11 protein-coding genes are annotated in these 13,204 nt (G+C 75.5%); 9 read left to right on the top strand and 2 right to left on the bottom strand.

The genetic code is table 11. From position 1 onward, the window contains the following. Positions 1-110 precede the first annotated feature (110 nt). The 3 genes from OG618_RS32855 to OG618_RS32865 all read left to right on the top strand — a co-directional run bounded on the left by OG618_RS32855 (position 111) and on the right by OG618_RS32865 (position 1,392). Positions 111-566, top strand: coding sequence for a hypothetical protein (locus tag OG618_RS32855; protein WP_329491246.1), 456 nt, complete (start codon positions 111-113; stop codon positions 564-566). A gap of 245 nt (positions 567-811) precedes the next feature. Then, the gene (locus tag OG618_RS32860) at positions 812-1,186 is read left to right on the top strand and encodes an ArsR/SmtB family transcription factor (RefSeq protein WP_329491247.1); all 375 of its coding nucleotides are present in this window, start codon (positions 812-814) and stop codon (positions 1,184-1,186) included. A 74-nt stretch (positions 1,187-1,260) separates the two neighbouring features. Next, complete coding sequence (locus OG618_RS32865; RefSeq protein ID WP_329491248.1) at positions 1,261-1,392, top strand: DUF6126 family protein; 132 nt, start codon at positions 1,261-1,263, stop codon at positions 1,390-1,392. Here OG618_RS32865 and OG618_RS32870 read toward each other — a convergent pair. Next, positions 1,370-3,904 carry a cytochrome P450 gene (locus tag OG618_RS32870; protein ID WP_329491249.1) on the bottom strand — a complete coding sequence of 845 codons (2,535 nt, stop codon included), beginning with the start codon at positions 3,902-3,904 and terminating at the stop codon, positions 1,370-1,372. The genes OG618_RS32865 and OG618_RS32870 overlap by 23 nt on opposite strands. 410 nt (positions 3,905-4,314) lie before the next feature. On the opposite strand from OG618_RS32870, the gene OG618_RS32875 reads away from it, so the two are divergent. From OG618_RS32875 to OG618_RS32885, 3 genes are all read left to right on the top strand, one after another. Further along, positions 4,315-5,094 (top strand): sigma 54 modulation/S30EA ribosomal C-terminal domain-containing protein, encoded by a 780-nt coding sequence (locus OG618_RS32875; protein ID WP_329491250.1) that lies wholly within the window; start codon positions 4,315-4,317, stop codon positions 5,092-5,094. A 213-nt stretch (positions 5,095-5,307) separates the two neighbouring features. After that, positions 5,308-5,730: a hypothetical protein gene (locus OG618_RS32880; RefSeq protein WP_329491251.1), complete on the top strand. Its 423-nt coding sequence runs from the start codon at positions 5,308-5,310 to the stop codon at positions 5,728-5,730. A 117-nt stretch (positions 5,731-5,847) separates the two neighbouring features. Continuing rightward, a complete protein-coding gene (locus OG618_RS32885) occupies positions 5,848-6,411 on the top strand; it encodes an SMI1/KNR4 family protein (protein WP_329491252.1) in 564 nt (187 codons plus the stop codon). 295 nt (positions 6,412-6,706) lie between these two features. Here OG618_RS32885 and OG618_RS32890 read toward each other — a convergent pair whose 3' ends face one another. After that, the gene (locus OG618_RS32890) at positions 6,707-8,092 is read right to left on the bottom strand and encodes an NAD(P)/FAD-dependent oxidoreductase (protein WP_329491253.1); all 1,386 of its coding nucleotides are present in this window, start codon (positions 8,090-8,092) and stop codon (positions 6,707-6,709) included. 869 nt (positions 8,093-8,961) lie between these two features. On the opposite strand from OG618_RS32890, the gene OG618_RS32895 reads away from it, so the two are divergent. The 3 genes from OG618_RS32895 to galE all read left to right on the top strand — a co-directional run bounded on the left by OG618_RS32895 (position 8,962) and on the right by galE (position 13,198). Then, positions 8,962-11,232 carry an RICIN domain-containing protein gene (locus OG618_RS32895; protein WP_329491254.1) on the top strand — a complete coding sequence of 757 codons (2,271 nt, stop codon included), beginning with the start codon at positions 8,962-8,964 and terminating at the stop codon, positions 11,230-11,232. A gap of 141 nt (positions 11,233-11,373) precedes the next feature. Continuing rightward, positions 11,374-12,069 (top strand): hypothetical protein, encoded by a 696-nt coding sequence (locus OG618_RS32900; protein WP_329491255.1) that lies wholly within the window; start codon positions 11,374-11,376, stop codon positions 12,067-12,069. A gap of 112 nt (positions 12,070-12,181) precedes the next feature. Continuing rightward, positions 12,182-13,198 carry a UDP-glucose 4-epimerase GalE gene (galE, locus tag OG618_RS32905; RefSeq protein WP_329491256.1) on the top strand — a complete coding sequence of 339 codons (1,017 nt, stop codon included), beginning with the start codon at positions 12,182-12,184 and terminating at the stop codon, positions 13,196-13,198. Positions 13,199-13,204: the final 6 nt, after the last annotated feature.

Here is a 13,204-nt window from a genome sequence, read left to right on the forward strand (position 1 = left end):
TCCGGGGTGGATCACCACTCAGGTGTTCGAATCCCATGCCAGGGTTGAGGCATGGCACATGTGAAATGTCACATGTGAATGAGTCGATGTTTCAGAAGACGGAGAATCCGATGAACCGAATCGCTCTGCTCGCCGCCGGGGTCGCCGGGGCGGCGACCCTGCTGGCCGTTCCGGCGCAGGCCGGTGCCGCCACCACGACCGCCACCGGCACCGTCACCACCTGCGGTGCCTCCGGGCTGCAGGCCGGCCTGGCGACCAAGGTGTGCGTCGAGGTGACCGGTGACCAGGTCCAGCTGTACGGACAGGTCTCGCTGGCCGGTCCGCCGACCCCGGGCGGTCCCGCCCCGCAGACCAAGGAGCTGCTGACCACGCTGTCCGGTGAGGTCGTGGGCGGTGCCTCGCTCGGCTCGTCGAACGGGCGCACGCTGTTCACCGCCAGCACGGTGCAGGTCCGTGGCGTCGGCGGTACGGTGCCCTGCGGGTCCACCGTCCACGGCAGCTTCGGCGTGGCGTCCTTCCCGTGGAACCCGGCTCCGGTGACCGTCGACGTGGTGGTGGCCTGCTAGGCGACGCGTGCGCGGCGGCCGGGCCCGGGGGTGGTGCGAACCCCCGGGCCCGGCCACCGCGTTTCCCGGGGGGCGCCCCGGGCTCGGCCCGGCGCGCCCCCGGGGTGCTCGGGCTCCGGATGATGATGACTTGAAGAAATCTTCATCTGTCAGGATGATGCTTCCCGGTCGTGGCGGCCGGGGCACGGCCCCGCCGGCGCGGGCGTGCACACCGGCACCACCGAGCAGCAGGGAGCGAGCGGACGATGGCGGTCCCGCTGTACCAGGCCAAGGCGGAGTTCTTCCGCACCCTCGGGCACCCCGTCCGGATCCGGGTCCTGGAGCTGCTCCAGGACGGGCCGCGGCCGGTGCGCGAACTGCTGGCCGAGATCGGGATCGAGCCGTCCAACCTCTCCCAGCAGCTCGCCGTACTGCGCCGCACCCGGCTGGTCACGGCCACCCGTGAGGGCAACACCGTGGTGTACGCGCTGAGCACGCCGGACGTCGCCGAACTCCTGCGGGCCGCCCGGCGGATCCTCACCGACCTGATCACCGACCAGGGCGCGCTGCTCACGGAGCTCCGGGGGCCGGACGCCGCCGGGGCGCCGGGCCCCCGTGCCGAGCGGGTGACGAGCGGATGACGGCCGTCCGGCCCGACGCCGCCGCCCGGCCGTCCGATCGCGCACCCGGCCCCCGACCGAAGGAGAACCCGGCCATGGCCAGCGGCACCAGCGACGAGAAGAGCAGGCGCAGGGCGATGCTGATCCGCGCGGGCATCTACATCTTCGCCACCCACCTGTTCGCCGGGTTCGTGCTCCTGCTGTTCACCCTCGGCGACCGTCACTGAGGTAACGGCGACTGGTGCTGGTCCACGCGTAGACGCCGTCGACCAACTCCCGGCTGCCGTCGAGGTACCAGTGCCCGGCGGGGTGGCGGCGCCGCAGCCGGCGGCGCAGCGTCCGGCTCTCCTCCCGCAGCCGCGCGATCCGGGCGCGCACCGACAGCTCCGCCCGGCGGCGGGTGCAGCCGCGGACCCGCTGCAGGGTCAGCACGGTGTTGAAGGCGGCGGCCGGCTGGCGCTCCTCCCGCTCCAGCGAGTAGAGGTCGTTGATCAGCGTCGCGGCGTCGGCCGTGTGGGCGCGCAGCCGGTGCAGTTCGGGATCGGCGTGCAGCCCGGCGGGCGCGTCGGCGCCGTGGACGCGCTCCAGTATGTTCATGAACGGGTAGAGGCAGCTGGCGTGGCGGCGCAGCCGCATCGTCTCGGGGAGGCCGGGGGAGGTGCCCCGCGACCGGTGCACCGCCTCGGCGATGAAGGTGTCCAGGCAGGACCGCCACTCGGTGGCGCCGCGCGCGCGCCAGGCCGGTGACATGCCCTCGTTCTGCCGCAGCCACAGCTCCCGCCAGGCACCCAGGAGCCGGTCGTCGCCGGGGGCCGGTCCGGCGGGCGCGGTCGCGCGGTCGGGGCCGGTGAGGACGGCGAGCAGCGGATCGACGAGGGCGCGGGCCCGGTCGGGGTGGCGGCCGGGGGCACCGTCGAAGCGGTCGTCGAGGATGGTGAACCAGCCCAGGACGTCGACGAGCAGGTCGAGTTCGGCGCCGCGGGCCCGGGGGTAGGCGTGGCCGATCAGCTCGGGGAGCGCGTAGGCCTGGTAGCGCGGCAGGTCGGCCGGGGTGAGCAGGCCGTGGCCGACCACCCAGTCGGCGTGCCGGGCGGTGGAGGCGCGCAGTTCGGCGGGCCGGCGTGGGCCTCCGGGGGCGGGCGGCCGGGCGGCGGGGTAGGCGGGCGGGGCAGGCCGGGGGCCGAGCGCGGCCCGGGCGGCGACCGCGGCGGGGCGGGCCGGCACCTCGTGCGGCGCCCGGTCGTCCGGCCGGCCGGCCGGTCGGTCCGGGGCGGGGGAGGTGCGCGGGGCGAGGCGGACGCGCAAGTCCTGGGCCTGGACGGTCGTCCAGACCACCTCGCGGGCCCGGGATCCCGCCACCGCCGTCGGCCGCCAGCGGCGCAGGATCGCGGCGGCGGCCACGGTCAGCTCCGCCCAGGCGAACGCCTCGCCGATGCACTTGTGCTTGCCCGCGCCGAACGGCAGGAACGCCTGCCGCCCGGCGGTCGCGGCCGAGCCGCCCTCGCGCCAGCGGCCGGGGTGGAAGCGCAGCGGCTCCGGGTAGAGGTGCGGGTCGCGGTGCAACGCGGTGAGGCTGTACAGCAACTCGGTGCCGGCCGGGATCCGGTACGGGCCGAGCTCGACCGGCACGGTCGCCGTCCGCATCAGGAAGGCGTTCGGCGCGTGCAGCCGGACCACCTCCTGGGTGACGCTGCGGGTGTAGCCGAGCCGGGCGAGCGCCTCGGGGGTCGGGACGGTGCCCGCCGGGAGGTGTTCGTCCAGCTCGGCCAGCACGCGGGCCTCCACCCCGGGGTGGCGCAGCAGTTCGTCGAGCAGCCAGGTGAGCGTGGTGGAGACGGTCTCGGTGCCCGCGCCGAACATGGTGATCGCCTCCGACCGGACGTCGGCCTCGGTGAGCGGCCGGCCGGTGGCGGGGTCGGTGGCCGCGCGCAGCAGCGCGGGGAGGGTGCGGTCCGCCGGGCCGGAGGGCCGCCCGCCGCCCGCGGAACCGCCGAACGGGCAGCCGCCCGCCGGCGCGCCGCCGGGCCGGGTGCTGCCGTCGACGGCCTGGTCGACGACCTGGTTCAGCACCCGCACGGCGGCGTCGAACCGCCGGTTGACCGGCAGCGGCAGCCGGGCGAACGCCGGGTGCGGGTACAGCGACTGGACGATCTGGCCCTTCACCAGGTCGGGCAGCGCCCGGTGGAAGGCGAGCGTGGCGTCCTCGCTCAGCCGGGCGTCGAACAGCGTGCTGGTGACGATCTCCAGCGCGAGGTGGTTCATCTCCTTCGCGACGTCGAGGACCTGGCCCTCCCGCCAGCTCCCGGCCCGCTCCTCGGCGACCCGGTGCATCACCGCGAGGTACTCGGCCGTCCGCTCCGGGCCGAAGGCGGGCTGGACGGTCCGGCGGCGGTCGCGGTGCGCCTGGCCCTCGGACATCAGCAGGCCGTCACCGAACGCCGTCCTGAGGGTGTCCTGGACGGCGCCGCGCGGGCAGTCGTACGCGAGCGCGACCAGCAGGGTGTGGACCAGGCCGGCGTCGGTGACGACGCAGACGGTGCGCGGGCCGAGCCGGATCCGCACCACGCCGCCGTGGCGGGCGAGCGAGCCGAGGAAGCCGAGCGGGTCGCGCAGCAGAGCGGGGGCGTGGCCGAGGCCGGGCAGCGCGCCCGGCGCGAGCGGGGGAGGGGCCGCGGGGGTTCTCCGGGGGGTGCTTCTGGAGGGAACGGTCGATCTCCGGGTCTCAGTCGTCAGGACCATGACATTACCTCTCACCAGATGAACCGTCGCGGCGGCACCGCCGGTGTCGTCGCCGCGACCGGGGGGAATCGGGGGCTCCGCGGAGCGGACCCCGCGCGCACCACTGCCAGAGGGCGCACGACATGGGAAACGCGCCGGTCCGGCGGGCGTTGCGCCGTACTCCGGTGGATCACCCCATCGGTGGAGCGCGTGGCGTGCGGCCCGCGAGCGGCGCCCCGGCTGCCGGGGACACGGCGGAGGCGCGTGACGGGGACCCCGGAGGCCCGTGCGGCCGGTCCGGTGCGGCCGGGCCCGGCCCGGTCGTCCGGCCCGGGCCGGGTGGTCCCGGGCTGCCGCACAGACCAGGTCTTTCGGCCCTCGGCGGGAGGGCCCCGGGCGGTCCAGCATGGTCCCGGACCGAGGAGGACCTGATGACCCGTCTGCACCACCCGCCGGCCCCCGACCTGCGGGTGGAGATCCGCGGCGAACTGCCGCGCGCGGATGCCGAGTACGCGCGGGCGCGGGCACTGGGGCTGGGCACGGCCCTCGGGCCGGGCGCGCACGCGGTCCGGATCCGGCTCACCCGGCTGCGCCACCGCTCGCTCACCCGGCCGGTCGTGGCGCAGGCCGCGGTCGAGCTGGACGGTGTCGGCCCGGTCCGGGTGCAACTGGCCGCCGCGACCGGGGCCGAGGCGGTGGACGTCGCGCTCGGCACGCTGGCCGGGCGCGCCACGCGGCTGCGCGAGCAGGGGGAGATCGGACTGGCCGCGGTGTACGAGAGCGCCTACCGGCCGCAGTACGCGCCGCGCCCGCTGGCCGAACGGCAGCTCGTCCGGCGGAAATCGGTCACGCCGGCCCGCTGCACCCCCGACGAGGCCGCCCGCGCGATGCTGGCCCTGGACCACCGCTTCCACCTCTTCGTCGACGCGCTCACCGGCCAGGACGCCGTCGTCCACCGCGGTGCGGTGAGCGGCGGCCTCCGGGTGGTGCGCACCCACGCCGGCGCGCGCGCCGGCGGCTCCGGGCTCCTCACGACCGAAAGCCCGCGTCCCGCGCCCACGTCCGACCTGGCCGAGGCGGCCCGCCGGCTCTGGCTCACCGGTCGGCCGTTCGTCTTCCACACCGATCCCGGCGATGCGCGGGGCCGGGTGCTCTACCGCCGCTACGACGGCCACTACGGCTTGATCACGGCGGTAGCGCGGCCCTGCTGAGGGGCAGGTATCGGACGGCACCGGTCGCCCGGGACGACCCCGGCCGGTCCGGTACCGCAGGACGCAGGACGCAGGACGAACGAGGCGAGACGCAGGACGCACGAGGCAAAGCGCAGGACGCAGGACGCGGCACGGCACCGCCCCGAACGAGTGACGAGCAGACGAGCACCCGACCGACCGGCACACCCCTAGCGCAAGACGGGAACTGGGACCATGGACTGCGAAGAAGTCATGCTGACCGTCCGGATCTCCGCGGCCGAGCGGGCCCTGCTGCGCGCACTGGCCCGCGGCCACCGCGGTGACGTGTCGGAGGTCGCGGTGGACGGCCTGCTGGACGTCATCCCCGCCCTGCACGACGACGCGGGCGTGCCGGGGCTGCTGCGCGTTCTCGCCCGGCCCGCGCCCTGCGCCGTCACCCTCTGGCTGCCCCTGCCGGTCGCGGACCTGCTCCCGCTGGTCGGTGAGCGGGTCACCCGGGCCGCCGGGCTGCCGGTCGGCCCCGCCAGTGCGGCGCTGGCGGCCGGGCTGCGGCTCTGGTTGGCGGGTGACCCGGACCGCCTGGCGGCCTCCCTCGCCGCCATGCACGCGCAGGGTGTCCACTCCTACGGCGTGGGACACCTGGGCGTCGCGGCCTGAGCAGCCCTGAGCAGCCCTGAGCAGCCCTGAGCAGCCCCGACCCGCCGTGAACTGCCCTGAGCCCGTGCCCTTCGTGCGGGGCCGCGGTTGTCGTACCCCTCTGGTACTCCTGACGGCATGACGGAACACGCCTCGGCCGCCGACCTCGCCCTGCTGCGCGCCGCGTTCGGTGCCGACCGGGCCGGGTCGTCGCGGACACCACCACTCGGCCGCGGCGGGGTGCGCGCCTTCGAGGCCGAGCACGGCATCGTGCTGCCAGAGCCGTACCGGACGTTCGTGGCCGAGATCTGTGACGGCTTTTCGGACGGCCCGCCGCACCACGGGCTGATACCGGCCGCCGCGCTCCCGGCCGACTGGGGCGCCGGCCGTCCCGGGCAGGTCCTCGCCGAGCCGTTCCCGCTGTCGGCCGCCTGGCTGTGGGACGACGATCCACGGCCCGAGGAGGAGGTCGAGGCGCTCCTGGACCGGGTCTTCCACCACGGCTCGATCGTGCTGGGCACGGACGGCTGCGGGATGTACTGGCACCTGGTGGTCTCCGGCCCCCGGCGCGGCGAGATCTGGCTGATCACGGGTGAGGGCGCCGTCCCCTACCGCGCCCCGGACGGCGGGTCGGCGGGGGAGCCGGGCTTCGCGGGCTGGGTCGCGCGCTGGGCGGCGGGCCTGCCGTGGTGGTCGGAGTGACAGCAGGGGCCGGGCGGGCCTGCCGGGGCGGTCCGAATGGCATGTCCTGGGCGGGAAGTTGGCTGGTCGGAGTTCTGGTCACGGCGCCGGCTCAGGTCTAGCATTCCGGTCACGGCAGCCGTGGTCCGGGCATTCGGACCAGCCGGCCGGGTGGCTCCGCCACCTCATGCCGGGGAGCGCGTACCCCCCGAGCGCGCTTCCCGGCGCCGCCGGCCGACCGTCGGCGGGGCCGTCGGCGACCGGGGCCGGGCGGTCGGTACGGGCCGGTAAGAACAGGTCGGTCAGTACGGTCCGGTCAGTACGGTCCGGTCAGTTCGGCCACCCGCGGGAACCGGGCGATCGCCTCGCCGAGGGTCGGTGGGACGGTCCGGCGGGGCCGCAGCGTGGCGAGGGCCACCGCGGGCGAGGTCAGCCGGTCGGCGGGGGCGGCGAGCGAGAAGACGTCGAAGTAGGCCGCCGAGACGGCCGGGTCGGTGAGGGCGGCGCGCAGCAGCCGCTCGGTGTACCAGCGGCCGAGTCGCGCGGTCGGCCGCTGGGCGGGAGGTTCGTTCGACCGTGCGCCGGGGAAGTCCCGGTCCTGCTCCTCGGCCATCTTCCACGGGGTGTCGACGGCGCGGGCGATCCGCCGCTGCACGGTGGCGCTGACGTGCGGGTGGAGCCCTTCGGCGTCGAGGGTGGTCCGGATGGCGACGGCGCACTGCGCGGCGACGGCCATGCCGTGGCCGTAGACCGGGTTGAGGGCGGCCAGCGCGTCGCCCGTCGCGGCGAACCCCGCGGGTGTCCCGCTCTCGTAGCAGCGGCGGCGGTTCAGCGTGCCGCGACACGTGCGGATCGGGCCGACGGGGCGGGCGGCGCGGGCCAGGTCGTGCACGACCGGGTGGGTGAGGCCCTTGAGGAAGGTGTGGAACTCGGCCTCGGTGCGGGAGGGTTCGCCGGCCCGGGTGCCGGAGAGGGTGATGATCCAGCGGTCGTTCTCGATGGGGACGACGGTGGCGCCGCGCCCGGGTGTCCGCCGGCCGGGGACGGGGACGATGCTGACGACGGGGAAGCCCTGGTTGCCGCGCGGCGCGTCGAACAGGCGGGCGGCATAGGCGAGTCCGGCATCCACGGTGACCTCCCGCGGACCTGTCGAGCCGAGTGCGCGCAGCCAGCGCGGGGCCTGGGAGCGGCGGCCGGTCGCGTCCACGACCAGGTCGGCCGGGAGGGTCTCGCGCGATCCGTCCGGGTTCCGCACCAGCGCCCCGCGGACCTGGGCCGCGTCGCCGGTCAGGCCGAGGACGGAGGTGCCCTCGCGGATCGTGACGGCGGCCCGGCCGCGCAGCCGCTGCCGGACGATGTGGTCGAGCAGGTGCCGGCTGCAGGCGATCAGATAGGCGGTCGACTCGAAGGCCTGGAGCCAGCCCGGGCCGAGGCGCATCAGCATGCCGGAGGGCATCGGCCGGCGGTGTGCTCCGGCGGCCAGCAGCGCGTCGACGGTTCCCGGCAGCAGCGCGTCGAGGGCGTCGGCTCCGCCACCGAGCAGGATGTGGCTGAAGTCGCCCTGCGGTAACCCCCGGCGCGGGTGCGGCCCGTCGGGGAGGGTGTCCTGTTCGACGACGGTGACGCGGCGGGCGTGCGGTTCGAGGGCCGCGGCGGCCAGGAGCCCGGCGAGTCCGCCGCCGAGCACGACAGCGGTGCTCACCGCGCTCCGGCGGAGCGGTCGGACGCGCGGTGGTCGAACAAGCGGTGGGTGGGCGTGCGGTGGGCGGTGAGGCGCTCGGAGTCGGGGTGCGCCGAGCCGCGGTGGGCGGTCGGGCGTGGGGCGTCCGGCGGGTCGTGCGGGAGTGGCACCAGGTGCCCGACGGGCGGCCGGGGAATCATCGAGGAGCCTCCGTGCGGTAGCGGACGGCGGGGCCGCCCAGTGGACGAGGGTGCGGACGAACGGGTTCCGCTCGTGCACGAACTCCGCTTCGGGGGAGCCGACTTCGCGAAGCCGCGAGGGGGGTGCCGGCGGGGTGGGGCGCCCGGGCAGCCCGTGGCGGTGGCATCGGTGGCGGCCGGACGGGCGGCCGCCCCGACCCCCCGACCGGAGCCCGGCGAACCCGGCTCCATGCCCCCACCCCCGCTCTTCGATCGCCGGTCCCCGGCCGCCGGTCACCGCACTCCGGCGGTCACCGGTCATCGGCCACCGGTCGGTCGGCCGAGGAAGCCCATTCTGGCCAGCGGCCGCAACTGTTCAAAGGACAACCTTCGTTCTTCCCTCGCACGGGTGACCACGGCCCCCGGGTGAACGGCGGTCACACGGGCGACCGGACCGGTCGGGCGGGGCCGTCCGGGAGCCGGTGCGGTGCGGGCCGGGCGGCCCGAGCACCGGCCCGCGCCGCGGGGTTCGCCGCGTGCTCGGTGGGCCCGTTCGCGCGCCGGTTCGAAGCCATCCGCAGATCTGCGCGAGTTTCGAAAGGAGGTTTCTGTTATCCGGCCCGGTCGGCCGTGGTCTCCCTGGTGTCGGACGGTCCGGCCGCCGCGAGCAGCGGCAGGCGGACCGTCGCACCGAGGAGAGGAGACGGACACATGGGAGACCGGAGCAGCGAGCGCCGGAGTACCGAGCGGCGTCGCCGCCGGAGCGGCAGGCCCGGGCGCCGGACGGCGCTCCTGGCCGCGGCCGTGGTGGCCGGGCTGGTCGCGGGCGCACTGGGGATCCAGACCGCGTTCGAGCCGGCCGCGGACCGCAGCGTGTCGGTGGCGGCGGACGCCGCGGCCGACCGGGCGGCGGGTGGCATGGCCGGAGTGGTCGCCGACGGCGACGACCCGGGGGAGACCGGCACCGCCGAGGGGGCCACCCAGGCGCCCGCTCCGCAGCGGGAGAAGAAGGCCGCCCCACTGCAGGAGATACCCAAGGACCAGCCGGAGCGCGGTCTCGTCTACGCCGGTCTGGCCCTGCCGAGCGGCGACCGGTGCGCCGGCTCGCTGGAGGTCTCGGGCGGGCAGCTCTGCAGCCACGGGCCGGACGCGCCGCCCAAGGACGTGGACATCCGCAAGGACATCCCGCCGGTGGCCGCCGCGGCCGACCGGGCGCCGGTGCTCACCCCGGCCCCGGACGCCCAACCGCCCGCCGCCGCTGACCTGTTGAAGGGTGCGGCGCCCGTCCTGGACGCCGGGCAGAAGGCCCTGCTGGGTGACGCCGCCGCCGGAGCGCCCGCGCCCCAGCAGGCCGCGGCCGCCGCCGGCTCCGCGCTCGTCTGCGAGGGCGACGGCAGCACCGGCAACCGGGTCCAGGCGGTGTACGTCCACGCCCCCGGCAATGACCGGTTCGCCCAGTACCTGGCCTCGTTCAAGAAGTGGGCCGCGGACGTCGACGTCATCTACAACGCCAGCGCCCAGGAGACCGGCGGCGTGCGGCACGTCCGCTTCGTCACCGAACCCGACTGCACCGCCTCGGTGCTGAACGTGCAGATCTCGGACTCCGAGATCAAGGACTTCAACGCGAGCAACCGCGCGCTCGCGGCGCAGGGGTTCAACCGCAAGGACCGCAAGTACATGATGTTCACCGATGCCAAGGTCTACTGCGGCATCGGCACCTTCGCGGGCGACGAGCGCCCCGGGCAGGACAACCTGAGCAACTTCGGCCCGTCGTACGGCCGGACCGACTCCGGCTGCTGGGGCGGCTCCACGGCGGCGCACGAACTCGGCCACAACCTGGGTGCGGTGAGTAACAGCGCACCCAACTCCAGCAAGGGCGGCCACTGCGTCGACGAGTGGGACCTGATGTGCTACTCGGACACCCCGTACTACCCGGCGATGAAGACGGTCTGCCCGGACAACGCCAGTGACAACCGGCTCGACTGCCACCACGACGACTACTACAACACCGCTCCCGCGCCGGGCAGTTACCTGGCCACGCACTGGAACGTCGCCAACAACCGGTTCCTGATCCCCGGGGGCGGCACCGGCCCGAACCCCAACCCGAGCCCCACCGCCACCCCGACGGCCACGCCGACCCGGACCACCACGCCGAGCCCGACCGGCACGCCGACCAAGACGCCGGCGCCGACCCCGACCGGGAGCCCGACGGCGACCACCACCCCGTCGCCCACCGGTACGCCGACCCGGACCGCCTCGCCCACGCCGACCCCGACCGCCTCGCCCACCGGTGGCACCGCGCCTGATGTGACGGCCAGTCAGCTCACCCAGAACTCGGTCATGCTGAGCTGGACGGCCGCGCCGGCGGCCGCCGGGTACGACATCCTGCTGAACGGCCAGACCATCGGCACCGTCCGCTCCACCGTCGTCGGTGTCGTCGGGCTGGCGCCCAACACCTCGTACACCGTCGCCATCGCCGTCCGCGACAGCGCGGGCAGCGTCTCCAAGCCCGGTCGCTCCGCCACCTTCCGCACCCTCGCCGACGCCGGCCAGCCGCAGCCGGGCACCCGCTACACGATGGTCAACGGGCTGACCGGTCAGGCCGCCGACCTCTGGGGCAGCTCGCTCAACGACGGCACGGTGGCCATCGCGTACCAGCGCACCGGCTACGCCAACCAGAAGTGGAGCTTCGAGGACGCCGGTTCGGGCACTGTGCGGATCAAGTCGGCGCGTTCCGACAAGTGCCTCCAGCTGGGCGGCACCCCGGTGGCCGGCCAGTACCTCGCGCAGCAGCCCTGCTCCGACTCCGGCGCGCAGAAGTGGCGGCTCACCCAGTCGGGCGGTGGGGTCACCCTGACGGCCGAGGGTTCGAGCCTCGTCCTCGGGGTCAGCAGCCGCTGGTACTACGGCGGTTGGCTGCTGGAGCTGCAGAAGCCCAACGGCCAGGCCTACCAGTCCTGGACGCTCCAGAAGACCAGCTGACGGCGGCCCCGCCGAGGACCGTCCGACGGCGGGTCGCCCCGCCGTACCCGTTCCCCCGCCCGTCCCGATGACCCCGGGTGCGGCCGCCACCGCTCGACAGCGGTGGCGGCCGCACCCGGCCACCCCCGAGGATGCCCCACCATGCGCACCCGAACGTTCGCCACCGCCCTCGCCCTCGCGGGGGCGGTCGTTCTCGCACCCGCCGCACTGCCCGCCGCCGCCCACGGCGACACCGTCCACCTGGAGGTCACCGGGCAGGACAGCGGACACGTCACCACCGTGGCCACCTGGGAGAACGACCACGACCCGGTCACCGAGGAGTTCGCCGGGTCGCTCGCCGCGACCTCCGCCGACGGCCGCTCGGCCGGGCCCTGGCGTCTGGTCGCCGTGCCCGGGCACCCCGGCTCCTACACCACCCGGGAGATGCTGCCGGCCGGCCACTGGCGGATCACGGTGGACTGCGCGTTCCCCTCGCTCGGGCACGGCGAGCGGGAGCTCGACATCGAACCGGCGGTCATCTCCGACCCGCCCCTGCCGACCCCCACCGGGACGTCCGGCGCGCAGCCCACCACCGCCGGGCCCACGGTGGGGCCCACCGTCGTGCCCACGCCCACGCTCACGTCCGGAGCCACGCCCGCACCGACCCCTCCGGCGGGGTCCCCCTCCGCCGGACCGACGGCCGGCCCGACCGCCGGGCAGACCGTGCCCCCCACGCAGGACACCGCCGCCGGGAGCGACGGTTCGTCCACGGCGGTCCGGCTGGCCGTCGGCACCGCCGTGGCCGCCGTCGTCCTGGCCGCCACCGGCTTCGCGCTCCGCCGGGGCCGCCGGCGCTGACTCCCGGTCGAAGGATCCGCAGGTCAGCGGAACCGGCGGGCCCGAACCCACCGTCCCCCCTCTCAACCGGACGCCGCCACGGCGTCCGATGGGAGCAAGGGAGCGTCCGCGTATGAAGAAGGTCCTGATCACCGGTGGCGCGGGATACATCGGCAGCACCGTCGCGTCCGCACTGCTCGACCAGGGCATCACGCCGGTCGTGCTCGACGACCTCTCCACCGGCCGGCCGGAGTTCGTCGAGGGCCGGGAGTTCTACCGGGGCGACATCGCCGACGCGGACCTCCTGGACCGCGTCTTCGCCGAGCACCCCGACATCGGCGCCACCCTGCACTGCGCGGCCCGGATCGTGGTGCCGGAGTCGGTCGCCAAGCCGCTGTTCTACTACCGGGAGAACGTCGCCAAGACCGTCGAGCTGCTGGAGGGCCTCCAGCGCAACGGCTGTACCCGGGTCGTCTTCAGCAGCTCCGGCTCCATCTACGCGCCCACTCCGGACGCCCGGGTCGACGAGAGCTGCCCCGTCGCCGCCGGCAGCCCGTACGCGCGGACCAAGCAGATGATGGAGCTGGTCCTCCAGGACTGGACCCGGGGCGAGGGCGCCGAGGACCTCCGGGTCGTCGCGCTGCGCTACTTCAACCCGGTCGGCGCCGACCCGCGGCTGCGCACCGGCCTGCAGGACCTCCGGCCGACCCACGCCCTCGGCAAGCTGATCGAGGCCCATGCCGACGGCGTGCCGTTCACCGTCACCGGCGCGGACTGGGCGACCCGGGACGGTTCCGGCATCCGGGACTACATCCACGTGCAGGACGTCGCCGAGGCCCATGTCGCCGCGCTCACCCGGTTCGACGAGGTGATCAAGCCCGCGGCCGAGGACCGCTACCGGGTGATCAACATCGGCACCGGCGAGGGCACCACCGTCCGCGAGCTGATCGCGGCCTTCGAGGCCGCCGTCGGCGCCGAGGTCGAGGTCCGGGAGGCGGACCCCCGGCCCGGCGACGTGATCGGCTGCTACGCCGCCGTCGACACCGCCCGCGAACTCCTCGGCTGGACCGCGCGGCGCACCATCGCCGAGGCCGTCGCCGACGCCCTCGCCTGGCGCGCCAAGTGGACGGCGCACCTCGCCTCCGCCTGACGGGCT

The sequence above is a fragment of the Kitasatospora sp. NBC_01246 genome, from assembly GCF_036226505.1.
Classification (GTDB): domain Bacteria; phylum Actinomycetota; class Actinomycetes; order Streptomycetales; family Streptomycetaceae; genus Kitasatospora.

Bases quoted from the DNA above. Each gene is read 5' to 3' on its own strand.
- OG618_RS32885 (WP_329491252.1), top strand. From the start codon at position 5,848: ATGACGGAACACGCCTCGGCCGCCGACCTCGCCCTGCTGCGCGCCGCG.
- OG618_RS32865 (WP_329491248.1), top strand. From the start codon at position 1,261: ATGGCCAGCGGCACCAGCGACGAGAAGAGCAGGCGCAGGGCGATGCTG.
- OG618_RS32870 (WP_329491249.1), bottom strand. From the start codon at position 3,904: ATGGTCCTGACGACTGAGACCCGGAGATCGACCGTTCCCTCCAGAAGC.
- OG618_RS32855 (WP_329491246.1), top strand. From the start codon at position 111: ATGAACCGAATCGCTCTGCTCGCCGCCGGGGTCGCCGGGGCGGCGACC.
- OG618_RS32875 (WP_329491250.1), top strand. From the start codon at position 4,315: ATGACCCGTCTGCACCACCCGCCGGCCCCCGACCTGCGGGTGGAGATC.
- OG618_RS32860 (WP_329491247.1), top strand. From the start codon at position 812: ATGGCGGTCCCGCTGTACCAGGCCAAGGCGGAGTTCTTCCGCACCCTC.
- OG618_RS32900 (WP_329491255.1), top strand. From the start codon at position 11,374: ATGCGCACCCGAACGTTCGCCACCGCCCTCGCCCTCGCGGGGGCGGTC.
- galE (WP_329491256.1), top strand. From the start codon at position 12,182: ATGAAGAAGGTCCTGATCACCGGTGGCGCGGGATACATCGGCAGCACC.
- OG618_RS32895 (WP_329491254.1), top strand. From the start codon at position 8,962: ATGGGAGACCGGAGCAGCGAGCGCCGGAGTACCGAGCGGCGTCGCCGC.
- OG618_RS32880 (WP_329491251.1), top strand. From the start codon at position 5,308: ATGGACTGCGAAGAAGTCATGCTGACCGTCCGGATCTCCGCGGCCGAG.